The organism is Embleya sp. NPDC008237, assembly GCF_042956465.1.
In the GTDB taxonomy this organism is placed as follows: Bacteria; Actinomycetota; Actinomycetes; order Streptomycetales; family Streptomycetaceae; genus Embleya.
In genome coordinates this window covers 77,076-95,907 of sequence record NZ_JBIBGL010000029.1, presented here as the reverse complement: position 1 = coordinate 95,907, position 18,832 = coordinate 77,076, and the positions used below count along the sequence as shown (strand labels likewise).

The 18,832-nt window shown below is 71.8% G+C and carries 15 protein-coding genes; 9 read left to right on the top strand and 6 right to left on the bottom strand.

Translation table 11 applies throughout. The features are described 5' to 3' along the window. Positions 1–1,250, top strand: a 1,250-nt coding sequence (locus ACFZBU_RS44600) for a M28 family peptidase (RefSeq protein WP_391589546.1), incomplete at its 5' end; no start/stop codon positions are given. 166 nt (positions 1,251–1,416) lie between these two features. Here the strand turns inward: ACFZBU_RS44600 and ACFZBU_RS44595 are convergent. Continuing rightward, complete coding sequence (locus tag ACFZBU_RS44595) at positions 1,417–1,884, bottom strand: MarR family winged helix-turn-helix transcriptional regulator (protein ID WP_391589545.1); 468 nt, start codon at positions 1,882–1,884, stop codon at positions 1,417–1,419. 142 nt (positions 1,885–2,026) lie between these two features. On the opposite strand from ACFZBU_RS44595, the gene ACFZBU_RS44590 reads away from it, so the two are divergent. The 4 genes from ACFZBU_RS44590 (at position 2,027) to ACFZBU_RS44575 (ending at position 7,137) form a co-directional block, all read left to right on the top strand. After that, a complete protein-coding gene (locus ACFZBU_RS44590; RefSeq protein ID WP_391589544.1) occupies positions 2,027–2,593 on the top strand; it encodes a DoxX family protein in 567 nt (188 codons plus the stop codon). 703 nt (positions 2,594–3,296) lie between these two features. Further along, positions 3,297–3,566 carry a heavy-metal-associated domain-containing protein gene (locus tag ACFZBU_RS44585; protein WP_391589543.1) on the top strand — a complete coding sequence of 90 codons (270 nt, stop codon included), beginning with the start codon at positions 3,297–3,299 and terminating at the stop codon, positions 3,564–3,566. A gap of 88 nt (positions 3,567–3,654) precedes the next feature. After that, positions 3,655–4,650 (top strand): hypothetical protein, encoded by a 996-nt coding sequence (locus ACFZBU_RS44580; protein ID WP_391589542.1) that lies wholly within the window; start codon positions 3,655–3,657, stop codon positions 4,648–4,650. A gap of 132 nt (positions 4,651–4,782) precedes the next feature. After that, positions 4,783–7,137, top strand: a complete 2,355-nt coding sequence (locus ACFZBU_RS44575; protein ID WP_391589541.1) for a heavy metal translocating P-type ATPase — start codon at positions 4,783–4,785, stop codon at positions 7,135–7,137. Between the two features lie 104 nt (positions 7,138–7,241). Here ACFZBU_RS44575 and ACFZBU_RS44570 read toward each other — a convergent pair whose 3' ends face one another. Beyond that, positions 7,242–8,030, bottom strand: coding sequence for a VOC family protein (locus tag ACFZBU_RS44570; protein ID WP_391589540.1), 789 nt, complete (start codon positions 8,028–8,030; stop codon positions 7,242–7,244). A gap of 160 nt (positions 8,031–8,190) precedes the next feature. After that, a complete protein-coding gene (locus ACFZBU_RS44565; RefSeq protein WP_391589539.1) occupies positions 8,191–9,834 on the bottom strand; it encodes a (2,3-dihydroxybenzoyl)adenylate synthase in 1,644 nt (547 codons plus the stop codon). A 427-nt stretch (positions 9,835–10,261) separates the two neighbouring features. Here ACFZBU_RS44565 and ACFZBU_RS44560 point away from each other — a divergent pair, with 427 nt between their 5' ends. The 3 genes from ACFZBU_RS44560 to ACFZBU_RS44550 all read left to right on the top strand — a co-directional run bounded on the left by ACFZBU_RS44560 (position 10,262) and on the right by ACFZBU_RS44550 (position 14,047). Further along, positions 10,262–11,695 (top strand): salicylate synthase, encoded by a 1,434-nt coding sequence (locus tag ACFZBU_RS44560; protein ID WP_391589538.1) that lies wholly within the window; start codon positions 10,262–10,264, stop codon positions 11,693–11,695. Between the two features lie 450 nt (positions 11,696–12,145). After that, complete coding sequence (locus ACFZBU_RS44555; protein WP_391589537.1) at positions 12,146–12,937, top strand: hypothetical protein; 792 nt, start codon at positions 12,146–12,148, stop codon at positions 12,935–12,937. Between the two features lie 300 nt (positions 12,938–13,237). Continuing rightward, entirely contained in the window at positions 13,238–14,047 is an 810-nt protein-coding gene (locus ACFZBU_RS44550) for an SAM-dependent methyltransferase (protein WP_391589548.1), read from the top strand. Between the two features lie 159 nt (positions 14,048–14,206). On the opposite strand, the gene ACFZBU_RS44545 is transcribed toward ACFZBU_RS44550, so the two are convergent. Next, positions 14,207–14,563, bottom strand: coding sequence for a chaplin (locus ACFZBU_RS44545; RefSeq protein ID WP_391589536.1), 357 nt, complete (start codon positions 14,561–14,563; stop codon positions 14,207–14,209). Between the two features lie 246 nt (positions 14,564–14,809). Here ACFZBU_RS44545 and ACFZBU_RS44540 point away from each other — a divergent pair, with 246 nt between their 5' ends. Then, positions 14,810–16,291, top strand: a complete 1,482-nt coding sequence (locus ACFZBU_RS44540; RefSeq protein ID WP_391589535.1) for a multicopper oxidase family protein — start codon at positions 14,810–14,812, stop codon at positions 16,289–16,291. 47 nt (positions 16,292–16,338) lie between these two features. Here ACFZBU_RS44540 and ACFZBU_RS44535 read toward each other — a convergent pair whose 3' ends face one another. Beyond that, positions 16,339–17,376: a nitrous oxide reductase family maturation protein NosD gene (locus ACFZBU_RS44535; protein ID WP_391589534.1), complete on the bottom strand. Its 1,038-nt coding sequence runs from the start codon at positions 17,374–17,376 to the stop codon at positions 16,339–16,341. A 60-nt stretch (positions 17,377–17,436) separates the two neighbouring features. Continuing rightward, positions 17,437–18,828, bottom strand: coding sequence for an acetyl/propionyl/methylcrotonyl-CoA carboxylase subunit alpha (locus ACFZBU_RS44530; RefSeq protein WP_391589533.1), 1,392 nt, complete (start codon positions 18,826–18,828; stop codon positions 17,437–17,439). Positions 18,829–18,832: the final 4 nt, after the last annotated feature.

The window sequence follows — 18,832 nt, the reverse complement described above, 5'->3', positions numbered from 1 at the left end:
AGGCCAACCCCACCCTCACCAAGCACGTCCGCTTCGGCTGGTGGGCCGGCGAGGAACAGGGCCTCCAAGGCTCCCAGTTCTACGTGGGCCAGCTCACGTCCGCACAACGCTCCGCGATCAAGGGCTACTACAACTTCGACATGGTCGGCTCGCCCAACGGCGGCTACTTCATCAACAACCTCAACTCCACCACGGCAGCGCCGATGAAGGCGTACTGGGACTCGTTGAACCTGCGTCCCGAGGAGAACGTCGAGGGCCAGGGCCGTTCCGACGACTACTCCTTCCAGCAGGGCGGCATCCCCACCTCCGGCTATGCGGCCGGCGCCGACGCGGTCAAGACCTCCGCCCAGGCGACGAAGTGGGGCGGCCAGGCGAACGCCTCCTACGACTCCTGCTACCACTCCGCGTGTGACACCACGTCCAACATCAACGCCACGGTCCTGGACCGCAGCGCCGACGGTGTCGCCTACACCATCTGGAAGACCGCGGTCGGCGGCCCGACCCCCGGCCCCGACTTCTCCATCTCGGTCACGCCCGGCGCGGGCACCGTCCCCTCCGGCGGCGGCACCGTCTCCACGACGGTCAACACCAGTACCGTGACCGCCCCCGCGCAGACCGTGGCGCTGAGCGCAAGCGGCGCCCCGAGCGGCGTCACCGTGACGTTCAACCCGACGTCCGTGCAGTCCGGGTCGTCCTCGACCGCCACCATCACGGTCGCGGCCGGCACCACTCCCGGCACCTACCCGATCACCATCACCGGCACCGGCTCGGTCACCCACACGGCGACGTACACGCTGACCGTGGGCAACACCAACCCGGGCAACGCGCTCCAGAACGGCGGCTTCGAGCAGGGCACCGCCAACTGGACGCAGAGCGCCAACGACATCACCAACAGCAGCCAGGCCACCGCGCACAGCGGTAGCTGGTACGCCTGGATGATGGGTTACGGCAGCACCGCCACCGAAACCCTGAGCCAGTCCAACATCTCCGTCCCGGCCAACGGCACGCTCCGCCTGTGGGTCAAGACCACCACCCAGGAGGTCGGTTCCACGGTCTACGACACGCTCAAGGTCCAGGTCGACGGCACGACCCTGGCCACCTACTCCAACGTCGGCGCCACCGGTGCCTACGTCCAGAAGAGCGTCGACCTGAGCGCCTACGCGGGCCGGACGATCACTCTCCAGTTCGCCGGTGACGAGGACGAATCCGCCACGACCACCTTCTACGTGGACGACGTCAGCATCTCCTGACCCGTCCTCGATCGTTCATCCGACGATCGGCGCCCCGCTCCCGACGCAACGTCCGGGAGCGGGGCGCCTCGTCGTTCGGGCGCCTCGTCGTTCGGGCGCCTCGTCGTTCGGGCGCCTCGTCGTTCGGGCGCCTCGTCGTTCGGGCGCCGCTCGGCGGCGGCGTCGATCAGGCCCGGTCGTGCGCCCGCAGTCGGCGGCCGACCGTGCCCAACGCCTCTGCCAGTACCGCGAGTTGCTCGCGATCCAGGACGTCGATCAATACTTCGCGAACCCGCTCGACGTGCGCCGGCGCGGCACCGCGCAAGCGTTCCGCACCCTGCTCCGTCAGCACCGCGAAAACACCGCGCGGCTGGTCGGGGCACGCGCGTCGGCGGACCAGTCCCGACTTCTCCAGCTGGGCCACCTGGTAGGTGATCCCGCTCTTGGAAGTGATCAATTTCTCCGCCAGTTCGGCCATCCGCAACTCGCCGTCGGGCGCCCCGGAGAGGTGAACGAGGATCTCGTACTGCGGATGCGAGAGACCGGCCTCGTCCTTGAGTTGGCGCTCCAGTGCCCGGTCCACGCGGTGGCCGGCCTCGACGAAGCCATGCCACGCAGCCATCTCGAGGTCGTCCAGCCAACGCGGTTCGCTCATGCGCTCCAGCCTACTGAGCTTGTCGAAGCCCGAGTCGGCCTGTAGCGTCGAAGTAGTTCAAATTTGAACTGGCCGAACGGCCCGGGATCGAATGAACAACCGACGATCGTCCGACGACCTCGCATCGACAGGAGACACCCACATGGCCTCCCCCGCCGAGACGACCCTCCGCAGCCTCGACCGGCCCGCCGACCCCGCGTCGCCGCCCGCGGCCGGCCCGTCCCTGCACGGCTACGACCTGGGGCTGGTCCTGCTGCGGGTGGTGGTCGGCCTGACCATGGCCGCGCACGGCAGCCAGAAGTTGTTCGGCTGGTTCGACGGTGCCGGCCTGGACGGCACCGGCCAGTTCTTCACCATGAGCGGCTACCCCTCCGGCAAGGCGATGGCGACCGTGGCCGGTCTCACCGAGACCTTCGGCGGCCTGGCCCTGGTGATCGGGCTGTGCACCCCGCTTGCCGCCGCGGCCATCGTGGGCACCATGATCAACGCCATCGCGGTCAAGTGGGACGGCGGCTTCTTCGCGCCGAAGGGCGTGGAGTACGAGCTGCTGCTGACCTCGGCCGCCGCCGCCCTCGCCCTGACCGGGCCGGGCCGTCTGGCCGTCGACCGTTTCCTCCCGATCCTGCGCGCCCACCGCCTCGCGTACGGCATCGCCGCCGTCGCGATCGGCGTGGTCACCGCCGGCGTCATCCTGATGCTGCGCGACTGACGCCCCTGCCCGACGATCCGAGGCACCCCGGGCAGCCGGTCCCCGCCGGCCCCGAGGCACCCCGGGCAGCCTCCGCGACGACCACCACCGGCCCCGGCCCCGGACACCCGGGACCGGGGCCGACCCGTCCCCGATCGACGCCCGCGTCCATCCCGCCGACGGGCTCGTCGACGATCGCTGCGGTCAGGCCCGGGCCGTCGTCGTCGGGGCCGTGGGGGCCGTCGGGTCGCCACCCCGGTCCAAGACCTCCGGGTCGATCACCTGATCGGCGGGCGGCACGACGGGCACACTTCTCCCCTCCCCGGGCGAGCGTCATCTTCGTCCGCACCCTGCCCGACACGGTGACCAGCGTCGGGAACGGCTCGCCCAGCTCCGGGACATGCAGCGTCACAGGGAACCGGTCCACCGAGCCGCCCCCGGCGACGGGCACCACTTTCACAGGCGTGATCGACGTGCCGACATCCTCGTTGTCGGCATGCCCGCGCGTCCCGGGCTGCCGAACATCGGCATGTCGAACGATGGGTCGCCCCGTCGGCGCCCGAAATACCCCGATCGGCCGCAAGAGTTCTCGTTCCACATTCCCGATGCCACTCTCGATCGGCTCGAACGGCTTGACTACATACCTAGGGGGGGTATGTTGTAGTCGTACTCGCCGACCGGGCCACGTCCGGTGCGGCCGATCCGAGCATCAGGAGGCTTCGCCATGGGCACGTCCACTTCCGCCGTCGCCACGACCTACACCGTCACCGGCATGACCTGCGGCCACTGCGTCTCGTCGGTTCAGGCCGAGCTCGGCCGGCTCGACGGCGTCACCGACGTCGCGGTCGACCTGGCCGGCGGCAAGGTCACCGTGACGGCCGATGCCGCGCTCGACGAGGCGACCGTCGCGGCGGCGATCGACGAGGCCGGCTACCGGCTCGTCCCGGACGCGACGCCGGCGGCGGGCGCGAGCTGCTGCGGCAGCTGCCACTGACGCCCGGGGAGGGCGGCGGCCGGCACCGGCGCCCTCCCGGCACCCCCACCGCCCGCCACGCCGTCGACGAATCGACCAGGGAGAGACCATGAACACGGCAGTCAAGGTCGGCGCGTTCGGCGCCGGCATCGTCCTGGCCTTCGGCGCCGCATTCGGCGTGGGCCACGCGGTCGGCCCGGTCGGCTCCGACCCGGCCCCCGCGCACGGCAAGCACGCCGGCGACACCGCCGGCGCGCCGGTCGGGCCGAACGGCACGCGCGCCCCCGGCCCCGCCGGCGCCGCGCCCGCCGTCGCCGAGATGCCCGGCGGCCTCCAGGTCTCCGAGCGCGGCTACACCCTCGTCCCGCCCGCCGAACCGCTGCCGGCCGGCACCCCGACCGACTTCCGCTTCCGCGTGCTCGGCCCGGACGGACAGCCGTGGACCCGCTACGACCGCGCCCACGACAAGGACCTGCATCTGATCGTGGCCCGGCGCGACCTGTCCGGCTTTCGACACGTCCACCCCGTGCTCGGCGCGGACGGGACCTGGAGCGTCCCGCTGACCTTCGCGAGCGCGGGTACGTACCGCGTATTCGCCGACTTCTCCCCCGCCGGCGACCCGGCCGGGGCGCTCACCCTCGGCGCCGACGTGATCGTCGCCGGCGGCTACGAACCGGTCGCCCTGCCGGCACCGACCCGTACGGCGACCGTCGACGGCTACACCGTGTCCCTGACCGGCGACCTGTCCGCGACCGAATCCGGCCTGCTCACCCTGAACGTGAGCCGGGACGGCCGTCCGGTCACCGACCTCCAGCCCTACCTCGGCGCCTACGGCCACCTGGTCGCACTGCGCCAGGGCGACCTCGGCTACCTGCACGTCCACCCGCAGGGCGCGCCCGGCGACGGCAAGACCCCCGCCGGCCCCGGCATCGCCTTCCACGCCCAGGCACCGAGCGCCGGCAACTACCGCCTGTACCTCGACTTCCAACACCAGGGCACGGTCCGCACCGCCGAATTCACCGTCGCCGTCGGCGCCCCGAGCACCACACCGGCACCCGCCGCGCCGCCCGCCACCGCACCGGAACACGGCGAGCACGGCCACTAGGCCGTCCCGCGAAACACCGTCAAGATTCGAACCAAGGCCGATCTCCGTGCGATTTATACCCCCCTAGGGTATAGTCGAAGTGTGATCGTGGGACGGCCACACCAGCACGAGCGAGATGCGAAGGAGCAGGCGATGGGATCGACCACCGAGACCTCGGCGCCACCGGACAGCGGGGAAATCGAGCTGTCGATCGGCGGCATGACCTGCGCCTCGTGCGCGATGCGCATCGAGAAGCGGCTCAACAAGCTCGACGGTGTGACCGCGACGGTCAACTACGCCACCGAGAAGGCCAAGGTCACCTACTCCGCCGACATCGCACCGACCGACCTGGTCGCCCAGGTCGAGGCCGCCGGATACACCGCCGAGCTCCCCGCCCCGCCCGAGACCGCCGGAACCGCCGGCGCACCGGCGCCGGACGGGGACCCGGAAAGGGGTCGGGTCCGCGCCCTGCGCGACCGGCTGCTGATCTCGGCCGTGCTGACCGTGCCGGTGATCGCGATGGCGATGGCGCCGGCCCTGCAGTTCACCAACTGGCAGTGGCTCTCCCTCGCCCTGGCCTGGCCGGTCGTGGCGTACGGCGCGTGGCCGTTCCACAAGGCCGCGTGGACCAACCTGCGGCACGGCACCTCGACCATGGACACGCTCGTGTCGATGGGCACCCTCGCCGCACTCGCGTGGTCCGTGTACGCCCTGTTCTGGGGCTCGGCCGGCGAGCCCGGCATGACCCACGCGTTCTCCTTCGCCATCGAGCGCGGCGACGGAGCGGGCAACATCTACCTCGAAGCCGCCGCCGGCGTGACCACGTTCATCCTCGCCGGCCGCTACTTCGAGGCCCGTGCCAAGCGCCGCTCCGGGGCGGCCCTCAAGGCCCTGCTCGAACTCGGCGCCCGGGACGTGGCGGTGCTGCGCGACGGCCGCGAGGAGCGCATCCCGGTCGAACAATTGGCCGTCGGCGACCTGTTCGTGGTCCGCCCCGGCGAGAAGATCGCCACCGACGGGGTGATCGAGCAGGGCACCTCAGCCGTGGACGCCTCGATGCTGACCGGCGAATCGGTGCCGGTCGAGGTCGGCCCCGGCGACGGCGTCACCGGCGCGACCGTCAACGCCGGCGGCCGCCTGGTCGTGCGGGCCGGTCGGATCGGCGCCGACACCCAACTCGCCCGGATGGCCCGCCTGGTCGAGGACGCCCAGAACGGCAAGGCCCAGGTGCAGCGCCTGGCCGACCGGGTCTCCGGCATCTTCGTGCCCATCGTCATCGCCCTGGCCGCCGCCACCCTGGGCTTCTGGTGGGGCACCGGACAGGGCATCGCCGGCGCATTCACCGCGGCCGTCGCCGTGCTGATCATCGCCTGCCCGTGCGCCCTGGGCCTGGCCACCCCCACCGCCCTCATGGTCGGTACCGGGCGCGGCGCCCAACTGGGCATCCTGATCAAGGGCCCCGAGGTCCTGGAATCCACCCGCCGTGTCGACACGATCGTGCTGGACAAGACCGGCACCGTCACCACCGGTCGGATGACCCTCCTCGACACCCACCTCGCGACCGGCGAGCACCTCGACGAGGTGTTGCGTCTCGCGGGCGCCCTGGAGAACGCCTCCGAGCACCCGATCGCCCAGGCCATCGCCACCGGTGCGGCCGAGCGCGTCGGCGACCTGCCCGACCCCGAGGACTTCGCCAACGTCGAGGGGCTCGGCGTGCAGGGCATCGTCGAAGGCCACGCCGTCCTGGTCGGCCGCACCCGGTTGCTCACCGAATGGGCCCTGGACCTGCCGGTCGAGCTGGAACGGGCGATGACCGACGCCGAAGCCCTCGGTCGCACCGCCGTCGCGGTGGCGTGGGACGGCAAGGCCCGCGCCGTCCTGGTGGTCGCCGACGCGGTCAAGCCCACCTCGGCCGAGGCCATCCGGCGCTTCCGCGAACTCGGGCTCACCCCGATCCTGCTCACCGGCGACAACACCACCGTGGCGCACACCGTCGCCGCGCAGGTGGGGATCGACCCGGAGCACGTGCACGCCGAGGTGATGCCCAAGGACAAGGTGGACGTGGTCACCCGTCTCCAGGCCGAGGGCCGGATCGTGGCCATGGTCGGCGACGGCGTCAACGACGCAGCGGCACTTGCCACCGCCGATCTCGGCCTGGCCATGGGCACCGGCACCGACGTCGCGATCGAGGCGTCCGACCTGACCCTGGTCCGCGGCGACCTGCGCGCCGCCGCGGATGCGATCCGGCTGGCCCGCAAGACGCTCGGCACCATCAAGTCCAATCTGTTCTGGGCCTTCGCCTACAACGTGGCCGCTCTGCCGCTCGCCGCCGCCGGGCTGCTCAACCCGATGCTCGCCGGCGCCGCGATGGCCTTCAGTTCGGTCTTCGTGATCAGCAACAGCCTGCGGCTGCGCGGCTTCAGGGCACTGGCCGACGAAACCCGCCCGACCTCGACCGACACCGCCGACAACACCGACACCACCGCGCCCGCCCCGATCTCCGCCTGACCCGCCGCACCCGAGCACGATCGCCGAAGCCCGCTCGATGCCACCGCATCGAGCGGGCTTCGGCCCGGGGCCCGTCTTCGATCCCGCGCCGAGCGCGGGCCGGGTCAGGACGGCGTCGGGCCCACCGCCTGGATCACGGCGAACGCGCCCCCCTGCGGATCCTGGACCACGGCCATGCGACCCGCCATCATGTCGAACGGCGGCTTGAGCACGTTGCCGCCGGCCCGGACCAGCGCATCGACGGTGCTGTCGGTGTCGTCCACGGAGAAGTAGGTCAGCCAGTGCGCGGGCGTACCGGGGGGCATCCGGTCCAGGCCCTGCATCCCGGCGACCACGCGGCCGTTCGCGCTCAGCGAGTGGTAGCCCTCGGCGCCCTCCATCGGCTCGGCCGCCAGGCCCAGCGCGGTCGAGCAGAACTTGCCCGCGACGGAGACGTCGCCGGTGTTCAGCTCGTTCCAGATCACCGCGCCGGGCTCGTTGACCACCTCCGCACCGCCGAAGTCCCGGGCCTGCCACAGGCCGAACACGGCACCGGTGGGCTCGGCGACCACGCACATCCGGCCCAGCGTCATCACGTCCATCACCGGCATGAGCACCGTGCCGCCGGCCTTCTTGATCGCCTCCTGCGTGGCGTCGGCGTCGGCGGTGGCCAGGTAGGTGGTCCACGCGGTCGGCGGCGTCGGCCCGCCGTCCGGGGACATCGCGGTCATGATGCCCGCGACGGCCTTCCCGTTCAGCGAGCAAACGGCGTAACCGCCGGTCTCCTCAGGCCCGACCTCACCCTGCCAGCCGAACAGGTCGCGGTAGAAGTCGAGGGCGGCCTGCTGGTCGGGGACCATCAGGTCGACCCAGCAGGGCGTGCCGGGTACGTAGGGGTTGGTGACCACGGGCATGACGAGAACCTCCAGAGAAGCCGACGAAGAACGCCCCCGTGCTCCTCATCGTCAGCGCCCGTACCGCCGCTCGCCACCGGTCGACGCCCGTGGTCGGGTCCGGTCACGGCAGCCGCGATCCGGCCCGCGTCCACTGCTGCGGGGCTCTCCCGCCCGGGAATCAGTGCGCCGCGGACGCGGACAACCCCTCGGCCAACGCGCGCTTGTCGATCTTGCCGATCGCGGTGAGGGGGAACTCGGTGACGACGGCGATGCGGTCCGGCAGTTTGAAGGCCGCGACGCCGCGCTCGATCAGGAACGCGCGCAACCGCGCCGCCGTGGGCGCCGCCGCTCCGCCCGCCGGGACCACCACCACGCAGATCTGTTCGCCGCGATCGGGGTCGGACAGCCCGATCGCCGCACACTGCTCGATGCCCGGGTGGGCTCGGACGTGGGTCTCGACCTCCTCGGCGGACACGCTCTCGCCGTTGCGGTCGATGGTGTCCTTCACCCGCCCCTCGACCACCAGGTATCCGGAGGGCAGCCGCCGGACCAGGTCGCCGGAGCAGTAGAAGCCGTCGGCGGTGAAGGCTGTGGCGTTGACCTCGGGTGCGCGGTAGTAGCCGCGCAGCGTGTACGGCCCCCGGACCAGCAATTCGCCGATCTCGCCGGGGGCGACGTCCCGTCCCGCCGGGTCCACGATGCGGAGTTCGTCGTCGGGGCACAGCGGGCGGCCCTGGGTGCCGGTCACCGTCGCGTCGTCGTCGCCGGCGCGGGTGTAGTTGAGCAGGCCCTCGGCCATGCCGAAGACCTGTTGCACGGCGCAGCCCAGGCCCTCCGGAACGGTCCGGGCCACCTCGGCGGACAACTTCGAGCCGCCGGCCTGGAGCACCCGGAGGCTGGACAGGTCGCTGTCGTCCCATTCGGCGGTGTCCAGCCACAGCGGGATCAGGGGCGGGACCAGCGCGGTGTGCGTGACGCCCTCGGCCTGGATCAGTGGGAACGCGGCATCGGGCGCCGGGGACGGGGAGAGCACCACGGTGCCGCCCACGGACAGGGTGCCGAGCAGGCCCGGGCAGGCCAGCGGGAAGTTGTGCGCGACCGGCAGGCACGCGAGGTAGACCGTGTCCGCGTCGAGGTCGCACGCCTGCGCACTGGCCCGTGCGTTGTACCCGTAGTCGTCGTGGGTGCGCGGGATGAGTTTGGGTACGCCGGTGGTGCCGCCGGACACCAACAGCAGTGCCACGTCGGCCGGATCGGGCTCGGCGTACTGGCGGGGTTCGCCGTCCACGGTGTCCAGGGCCCGATGCGGTCCGGGGTCGCCGGCGACCAGGACGTGCCGCACCGAGGGCGCCTCGGCGCGCACCAGGGTCGCCAGGGCGCGGTAGTCGAAGCCGGCCACCTCGTCGGCCACCACATAGGCGACGGCCTCGCTCAGCCGGGCCAAGTGGGCGATCTCGGTGATCCGGTGCGCGGGCAGGGTGAGCACCGGGATCGCGCCGAGTCGGGTCAGGGCGAAGAACAGCACCGGGAACGCGGCGATGTTGGGCAGTTGCACCACGACCCGGTCGCCGGCGCGAATGCCGAGGTCGGCGAGCCCGCCGGCCATCCGGTCGGCCCGCGCGTCGAGTTGACGGTAGGTCAGGCGCTCTTCGCCGGCCACGACGGCGAGAGCGTCGCCGTACTCGGCGGTCCAGTCGCGCAACAACCGGCCCAGCGTGCGGCCGTCCCAGTAGCCGGCTGCACGGTATCCGGCGGCGGTCTCCTCCGGCCACGGCGTCAGGCCCGAGGCGCGCGGCGGCGCCGGCGAGTTGGCTTGGCTCATCGGGTTGTCGACCTCCGGAGCGATCACTGTTCGGCATACGGGACTTTGGTTAGGCTAACCTGAATCCCCTGCCGTGTCCTCGCCCATCGGAAATCACCATGTGCGGTGCCCCGCAGGCCATTTCCGCCCCGACTCGCATCCCGGGCTCTGACGTCGTGGGCGCACCCCGGCCGTCGACGACCGCCGAACCGCCCCCGTCGCGTGCGGCCACCCCGGCGCAACAGCGCCTTCCCGGCCCGAAGTTGTCCGCTCCCGCGCCCATGGCGTCTCCGGTCGAGGTCCCGGCGGCACGCGAAGGTGCGCGAACGGGCGGTGAATCCGGCATCCGTCGAGACCCTGGAGAAGGAATGCAGGTTAGGCTAGCCTAAGTTCCGTTTGGCTCGGTCTCTTGAACGCTTGTGGCCCCGTCGTGAAAGCGAGAAGAGCTGTGACCTCCCCCTCGGTCTTCCACGAGCGGCGCGTACCCTGCGCCGCCGACCCCATCGCCGTCGCCGCCGCCCTCGCCGCCTCCACCACGGACGAGTTCGTCGTCTACGAGAACGAAGGCGAAGTCGGCTGGGGGGAGTCGCCCTACGCACTCGTGTCCACGGGTGTCGACGCGACCACGCTGACCGTGGCGGGCGAGACGCACACCGTCGCCACCGGCCCCCGCCCGCTGGACGCGGTGGCCCGGGCCCTGGCGAACGTCGACGTCACCGGGTGGCGGGCTTACGGCTGGCTGGCCTTCGAACTGAGCCACGCGTTGCACGGTACCGACACCGGCACCGGCCACGCCGCCGCCACCTCCGCCCCGGCATCCGGAGGCGGGCGTACGGACGACCCGCCGATCGCCCGGATCGCCGTCCCACGCCGGGAGATCCGGCTGACCGTGGGTGAGGCACTGCTGCGCGCACTGGATCCGGACGACCTCGACCACCTCGAAGTGCGACTCGCCGCCGCGGCGTCCGCGGCCGACGTGCCCGTCCGCGAGGCCCGGGTCCGCGCCGACGTGCGCGATCACGGAGCCGACGACTACCGTGCGGCGGTGGCGCTCTCGGTCGCCGCGATCCGGGCCGGGCGGTTGGACAAGGTCATCGTCTCCCGCCTCGTGCCCGTTCCCGAGCCGATCGACCTGCCCGCCACCTACCTCGCCGGCCGCCGGGGCAACGACCCGGCACGATCGTTTCTGCTGCGGCTGGGCGGCTGGCAGGTGGCCGGCTTCAGTCCGGAGATCGTCGCCCGGGTCAGCCGGGATCGCACCGTGAGCACCCAGCCGCTGGCGGGCACCCGTGCGTTGGCCGGCGACCCCACGGCCGACCGCACCCGTCGCGACGAGTTGTACCGCGATGCCAAGGAGGTCTTCGAGCACGCCATATCCGTGCGCCTGGCCCGCGCGGAGTTGACCACGGTCTGTGCCGAAGGCAGCGTGCGCATCGACGACTTCATGACCGTCAAGGAACGCGGCAGCGTGCAACACCTGGCCTCGCGACTGTCCGGCCGCCTGTCCGAGGGCCGCACCGCGTGGGATGCGCTCGCCGCACTCTTCCCGGCGGTCACCGCCTCCGGCATCCCCAAGGCCGAGGCATGCGAACTGATCCACCGGACGGAAACCGAACCCCGGGGCCTGTACAGCGGGTCGGTGCTCACCGTCGACGCCGACGGCACCGTGGACGCCGCCCTGGTCCTGCGCAGCGTCTTCCGGCACGGCGGGCGCACCTGGCTGCGGGCCGGCGCGGGCGTCGTCGCCCACTCCACGCCCGAACGGGAACTGGAGGAGACCCGGGAGAAGTTGTACAGCGTCTCGCGCTTCCTCGTGCCCGAACGCGCCGACCCGGCCGGCGACACCGAGGACCCGCAACCCGCGGTACTGACCGCGACCTGACCACCGTTCCGGCCCGCCCCGACCGGGGCCGGGCGGGCCGGAACGGTACCCGGCGTCCCGATTCCCCGGCACCCCGGCGTCCCGAGTCCCCCATTCCCCGGCTCCGCGACTCCGGGCGCGCCGGACCACCACCGGCCCGGCAGAGCGGCGAACAACGACCGCGCGCGGTCGATTCGGGACAACGGTCGGCGGCCACGATCCGTTCCCCAAACCGTCCCCGCGCGCCGCCCGACCCTCGAAAAACCCGTCACAGATCTCGTCTTCCCTACACCATCGAGGTCTTCCGTTCATCACACTTGGATACCGCCGCCCCGCGGAAACCGGTTTCGGTGGATCATGGGCGCAGCGCGGGTGGGATTTCCCCGCCCGCCGGAAGGGGAATCGTCTGCCCCGTCAGTGGGTTGCGTTCACCCCTTCGCTGTCCCAGTGGCAATGAGAAGGAGTCGCCGGATGGTCGCATCGTCTGTGGACGAACTGCGGATTTCGTTGGAGAAGGAGGCTACCGAACTGGCTGCGCAGCGAGACCGGCTGCGCGAGGAACTGGTCGACGTGGAAAGGCAGTTGGCGGCTCGGCTCAGCGCGGTGGAGCACCTCGCGCTGATCCGTCCGCTGGTGCCGCTGCCGCGTGCCGAGGCCGAGGCCGCGGCACCGGTCGAGGTCGCGCCGGTCGAGGCCGAGCCCGTCGTCGAGGCACCGGTCGAGGCGGCGCCGGTGGCCGAGGCCGTGGTCGAAGAGACCGCGGTCGAGGAAGCGCCGGTCGAAACGGCGCCGGTGGAGGCTGCCGTGGAGGAGGTCACCGCCCCGGCCCCGAGCCGGAAGCGGAAGGCGGTTGCGGCAACGAAGGAGAAGACGCGGATACAGTCCGCATCGACACGCAAGGCTCCGGCGACCAAGTCCGCCGCCGCCAAGCCTGCCGGAAAGCCCGCTGCCAAGCCGGCGACCAAGGCCACCGCCAAGCCCGCCGCCAAGAAGAAGTCCACCCGCGCGAAGGCGGCTCCCGTCGAGCCGGTCGCGCCCGAACCGGCGGCCGCTCGCCCGGTCCGCTCCCACCTGCGCGACGAGATCGCCGCGTTGTTGGAAGGCACCGGCGAACCCATGAACGTCCGCCAGCTCACCGAGGCCCTGGGCGAGACCGCCACCAAGAGCCGGATGGAGAGCGTGCGTACCTCCACGGAGGGCCTGGTCAAGGCCGGGCGCGCGATCAAGGCCGGCCGCGGCCTGTTCACCGGCCCCGGCGCCTGAACCACCCCGGGTACGCCCGGATGCACCGGCCACCGCCGGCCCGACGGTACGCCTCGCGGCTGCCTCGGGCCGGCGGTGTCGTCACCCGGCGACGCTTCACCGACCTCGTCCAGAACGCGCCCGAACCCCCACGCCCCGACCCGCGCCGGCCGTCCGTCGGCCGCGTGTTCGGCGCCGGCGATGTTCGCCGAACGTGATGGAACGTTCACCGCGATGCCTGTCGGCCGGGTGTGCCGGGCCCCTAGATTGGCCTGGACCACCCCACACGGCATCTGGAGATGAGAGTTCGTGGCCGAGCCCATACTCGATGCAGAATCGGCTTTACCGGAGCGGAAGATCGACACCGAGGTGGCGCATACCGCCCGCGTGTGGAACTACTGGCTGGGCGGCAAGGACAACTATCCCGTGGACCGCGAGACCGGCGATCAAATCGCCGCGATCCACCCGGGAACGCGCGACTACGCGCTCGCCGACCGGCAGTTCCTGGGCCGAGCGATCCGTCATCTCGCCCGCGATCTGGGTATCCGCCAGTTCCTCGACATCGGCACCGGACTGCCGACCGCCGGGAACACCCACGAGATCGCCCAGAGCGTGGCCCCGGAATCGCGCATCGTGTACGTGGACAACGATCCCCTGGTGCTCGTGCACGCCCGGGCCCTGCTGACCAGCAGCCCGGAGGGGGCGACCCGCTACATCGACGCCGACCTGCGCGACGTCGACGAGATCTTGGCCCGCGCGGCCAAGACGCTGGACTTCGACCAACCCGTCGCACTGGTCCTGCTCGGCGTGATCATCTTCGTCAACGACGACGACGAGGCATACGGGACGGTCCGCCGACTGCTGGACGCGCTGCCCTCCGGCAGCCATCTGGCCCTGTCCCACACGGTGACCAGCCCCCCGGCACCGCCGGACGTGGACGACGCCGTGGCGTTTTGGAACGCGCACGGCACACCCCGGCTCAAGCAGCGCTCCCCCGAGGGCATCGCGCGCTTCTTCGACGGCCTGGAACTGCTCGAACCCGGCGTCGTCTCGTGTTCGCGCTGGCGTCCCGAGGCCGGCGACAAGACCCCGGACGTGGCCATGTACGGCGCGGTGGGACGCAAGCCGTAGCCGGCCGGGAGCGGCCGGGGCCACGTGCCACCGGCACCTGCCGCACCGCCGAACCCGCCGTCGGCCGGGCATGGCTTGGCGGCCCCTCCGATCCGTCCGCATCGGAGGGGCCGCCGGTACAGCGGTGTCGAGCGCTATCGCCGGAGGACGAGCGGCGGATCAGCCCTGGTGGCCGCCACCGTGGTGCTGCGGGGCCTCGCTCTTGTGGTGCTCGCCCTTGTCGTGCTCGCCCTTGCCGTGCTCGCCCTTGTCGTAGCCACCGTTGTCGTGGTCGCCGTCGACGTTCGCGCACACGTTGCCGATGGCCGGGTTGAGCAGGCCGATGATGTTGACGGTGTTGCCGCAGATGTTGATCGGCACGTGGATCGGCACCTGGATGTTGTTGCCGGACAGCACGCCCGGCGAGCCGACCGCCGCACCCTGGGCCTCGGAACCGGCGTTGGCGACACCCGCACCCGACATGACGAGCGCGGTGATACCGACGGCCAGGGCCGCGGTCTTCTTGAACGTGTGCATGTGATCTCCGTTTCGGATGGCGCCGCGGATGGCGCGTCCGCCCGGTGCAACGACCCGAAACGGGGTCGGCAACTGGTGATTCGAAGTGTTCACCCGGGTGGCGGCACGCCGCCCGGGCGGGCGGAATACCGGGTCGACACGGCGGGTTCGGCGTGTCGGGGCGGGGTACTGGTCGCCGAACCGCGCCGGTGCCACCCGGCGGGCGAAGCCCCATCGCAAGCCGACCCCAGGAAGCAGGGCCGCATCGTGCCTGTCCCCTCCCACCCGACCCGCCGCGCCCTCCTGTTCGGTTCGGCCGGTACCGCCGCCCTGCTCGCCGGCGGCCCCGGGGCGCTGCTCGGCACCGGGTCCGCCGCACCGCGACCCGCGCTCCCGGTCGCGGACACCGCCGTGTCGCTCGACGCGGCGCCGGTGACGGTCGACCTGGGTTCGCGCACCGTGCACACGTGGGGCTACGCCGACCGGGTGCCCGGCCCGGAGATCCGGGTCACCGCCGGCGGCACGGTGTCCGCCCGGTTGCACAACAACCTGCCGCAAGAGACCACGGTGCACTGGCACGGCCTACGCATCGATCCCACGATGGACGGCGCCCCCGGGCTCAGCCAGGTCGCGGTGGCACCCGGCGACGTCTTCGACTACCGCTTCACGGCGCCCGATCCGGGCACCTACTTCTACCACTCGCACGTGGGCACCCAACTCGACCGCGCGGCCTACGGAGCGCTCGTGGTGGAGGACCCGGCCGAGCCACTGGGCTACGACGCGGAGTGGATCGTCGTCCTCGACGACTGGATCGACGGCACCGGCACCGACCCGGACGCGGCGCTGAACCTCATCCGCACCGGGCCGGTGCAGACCATGCACAGCACCCTGCTCGGCGGGACCGCCGGCCACATCGACTACCCGCACTACCTCGTCAACGGCCGCACCCCGGAGGCCCCCGAGGTGTTCACCGAGACCCCCGGTCGCCGCATCCGGCTGCGTCTGATCAACGCCGGGGCGGACACCGCGTTCCGGGTCGCACTGGGCGGGCACGAGTTGACCGTCACCCATACCGATGGATACCCGGTGGTGCCGGTCACCGTGGACACGCTGCTGATCGGGATGGGCGAGCGCTACGACGTGCTGGTCACCCTGGCCGACGGGGTGTTCCCGTTGGTGGCCGCCGCCGAGGGCAAGAACGCCCGGGCGTTCGCCGTGCTGCGCACCTCTGCGGGCGAGGCGCCGTCGGCCTCGGTCGCCGTGCCCGAGTTGCGCGGCCGCCTGCTCACCCTGGCCGACCTGGTCGTCGACCCCTCGGTCGATCTGGGTGACACGCCGGCGCGCGGCGTGGATCTGGTGCTGGGCCGCGGCCGCGACGGAACGGGGTGGACCCTCGGCACGAGCTCCGCGTTCGACTCGCCCCCGCTGCGGGTGCCGGTCGCGCTCGGCGAGCGGGTCCGGTTGTCCTTCACCAATACGACCCGCATGTGGCACCCGGTCCACCTGCACGGGCACACCTTCCAGGTGCGGGGCGCCACCGGTCGCGGTCCGCGCAAGGACACCGTGATGGTGCGTCCACGGGAGAGCGTCGCCGTGGACGTGCTCGCCGAGAACCCCGGCGAGTGGATGCTGCACTGCCACAACCTCTATCACAGCGAGTTGGGCATGATGGCGACCTTCGGCTACGGCGAGACCCCGCCCCCCGGCCCCGACATGCCGGGCATGTCGGGCATGTCGGGGCCGGGCTGACCCGGGCCGCCGTCGCGTGTGGTGCCGCCGACGGACGTCGGGGTCGGTCAGCAGTGGCCGGCCGGCTCCGACCGTCCGCACACGTTCGCCGTGAACGTGTTGACCGCCGCGGCGTCCCGGTTCGCCAGGTCCGCCGGTTCGTTGCGCTGCACGACGTTGTCCCGGACCACGTTGTTCGCGGTCGGCCCGCCGGCGAAGCTGGGCACCATCACGATGCCACCCGACATCGGCGACTCGCCCCGGTTGTCCCGGACCTGATTGTCGCTCACCCGCGTCTCCTGGGCGCCGGTGAGCACGATGCCCGACCCCTGGATGAAGGCCAGTCGCGAATTACCCTCGCAATACTTGTTGTTCTCGTCGATGCGATTGCGGCGGATGTCCAACGCCCCGGCCACCGGCTTCGTTTCGTCGCCCACCACGAACACACCGGCGCAGTTCCCGGTGAGTTCGTTGTATTCGATCGTCAACGCGCGCCCGCGTCGGATCAACACGCCCAGCCGGTTGCCCGAGGCGTGGTTGCGGGCGATGCTCGCGCCCAGCGCATCCGCGGTGTCGGCCAGGAACAGACCCGCCTGGGCGTTGTCATCGGTGGTGTTGTCGGTGAACTCGGCCCGGGTGGACTGTTCCTGGCCGATCCCGTGCTCGCCGTTGTCGTGCGCGAACACGCGTCGCACCCGCATGTGTTCGGTGGCACTGCCCATCACGCCGGTCTTGGTGAAGCCGGTGACCGTCAGCGATTGGATCCGCACGTCGGACACCGGGTGCTCCGCGGTGCCGTACACACAGATCCCGTGCCCGGCCGCCGCGCACGCGTTCGCCGCGCCCGGTTCGCCCGGGGTGATCACGGTGCGCTCGCCCGCGCCGCGGATCGTCACGCCGTCCGTGCCGATCAGCACGCTGCCGGGGTACTCGCCGGGCAACACCTCGATGATGTCGCCGGGCGCGGCCGCGTCCACGGCCGCTTGGATCGATTCGCCGGGATGGACCACGTGCCGGGTCTCGGCTTGCGCGGCCGGGGCCAGGACCGAGCCCAGCGCGGTCAGGAAAGTGGCACAGGCAAGGGGAAGCAGGCGTTGTGCGTGCATGAGCGTGGTTCTGCCTTCATGGGAGAGGGGGGAACGGAACGGGAAAACGAGGGGTTCGGTTCAGGAAACGGGTTCGGGCAGCGCGGCCGGGGCGACTTCGACGGTGTCCGCGGTCATCGTGTCGACCAGGCAGGTGGTGTGCTTCCCGGCCTGAAACACCGGGTGGGCGAGCACGCGACGCAGGAAGCCCAGCGTGGTGTGCACGCCGCCGCCGGCCACCCGGAACTCGCCCAGCGCCCGCTCGGCGCGCGCGATGGCCCGGTCCCGATCCGGCGCCCAGACGATCGCCTTGGCGAGCAGCGAGTCGTAGTCGGGGCCCACGGTCCATCCCTGAAACGCGTGGGTGTCGATCCGTACGCACGGCCCGCCGGGCGGCACGAACTCGGTGAGTCGACCGGGCGTCGGCGCGAACCCGCGGGCCGGGTCCTCGGCGTTGATCCGGCACTCGATCGCCACCCCCCGCGGCACCACGTCCTGCTGAGTGAACGTCAGCGGCGCGCCGGCGGCGATGGTGAGCTGTTCGCGCACGATGTCGACGCCGGTGACCATCTCGGTCACCGGGTGCTCCACCTGGATCCGGCAGTTGATCTCCAAGAGGTGGAACCGGTGCTCCGGGGTGACCACGAACTCGAAGGTGCCGGCGCCCACGTAGCCGACGGCGGACGCACCGCGCAGCGCCGCCGCACACATCGCGTCGCGCACCTCGGTCGGCAGGTGCGGGGCCGGCGACTCCTCGACCAGCTTCTGATGCCGACGCTGCACCGAGCAGTCCCGTTCGCCGAGGTGGACCGCGCCGCCGTGCCGGTCGCACAACACCTGGACCTCGACGTGCCGCGCGTCGTCGATGTAGCGCTCCAGGTAGAGCCGTTCGTCCCCGAACACGGCCCGCGCATGCGCCCGGGTGTCCTGGTAGGCCCAGACCAGCTCGTCCGGGTCGCGCACCACGCTCATACCGCGACCGCCGCCGCCCGCGACCGCCTTGAGGATCACCGGGTAGCCGATCCGGGCGGCGATCTCGACCGCCTCGGCCGGCGAGGCCAACGGGCCGTCGCTGCCCGGCAGGACGGGCAGCCCGGCGGCGGCCATCACCGTGCGCGCCTCGCTCTTGTCGCCGAGCCGCTGCATCACGTGTGGCGGCGGCCCGATGAAGGTGATCCCGTTCGCCTCGCAGATCTCCGCGAAGTCGGGGTCCTCGGACAGGAATCCGTAGCCCGGGTGGATCGCCTCCGCGCCGGTGCGGCGGGCCGCCTCGATGATGGCCGGCATGTTGAGATAGCTGGATCTGGCGGGTGGGGGACCGATGTGCACGGCCTCGTCGGCGAAGCGCACCACGGCGGAATCGCGGTCCGCGGTCGAGTACACGGCCACGCTGCGGATGCCGAGTTCGCGGCAGGTGCGAGCCACCCGCAGGGCGATTTCGCCTCGGTTGGCGATGAGCACGGTCGAGAACACGCTG

Excerpts from the sequence above, each read along its gene's own strand:
- ACFZBU_RS44580 (WP_391589542.1), top strand. The coding sequence starts at position 3,655 with ATGAACACGGCAGTCAAGGTCGGCGCGTTCGGCGCCGGCATCGTCCTG.
- ACFZBU_RS44535 (WP_391589534.1), bottom strand. The coding sequence starts at position 17,376 with ATGCACGCACAACGCCTGCTTCCCCTTGCCTGTGCCACTTTCCTGACC.
- ACFZBU_RS44555 (WP_391589537.1), top strand. The coding sequence starts at position 12,146 with ATGGTCGCATCGTCTGTGGACGAACTGCGGATTTCGTTGGAGAAGGAG.
- ACFZBU_RS44585 (WP_391589543.1), top strand. The coding sequence starts at position 3,297 with ATGGGCACGTCCACTTCCGCCGTCGCCACGACCTACACCGTCACCGGC.
- ACFZBU_RS44570 (WP_391589540.1), bottom strand. The coding sequence starts at position 8,030 with ATGCCCGTGGTCACCAACCCCTACGTACCCGGCACGCCCTGCTGGGTC.
- ACFZBU_RS44595 (WP_391589545.1), bottom strand. The coding sequence starts at position 1,884 with ATGAGCGAACCGCGTTGGCTGGACGACCTCGAGATGGCTGCGTGGCAT.
- ACFZBU_RS44575 (WP_391589541.1), top strand. The coding sequence starts at position 4,783 with ATGGGATCGACCACCGAGACCTCGGCGCCACCGGACAGCGGGGAAATC.
- ACFZBU_RS44545 (WP_391589536.1), bottom strand. The coding sequence starts at position 14,563 with ATGCACACGTTCAAGAAGACCGCGGCCCTGGCCGTCGGTATCACCGCG.
- ACFZBU_RS44590 (WP_391589544.1), top strand. The coding sequence starts at position 2,027 with ATGGCCTCCCCCGCCGAGACGACCCTCCGCAGCCTCGACCGGCCCGCC.
- ACFZBU_RS44565 (WP_391589539.1), bottom strand. The coding sequence starts at position 9,834 with ATGAGCCAAGCCAACTCGCCGGCGCCGCCGCGCGCCTCGGGCCTGACG.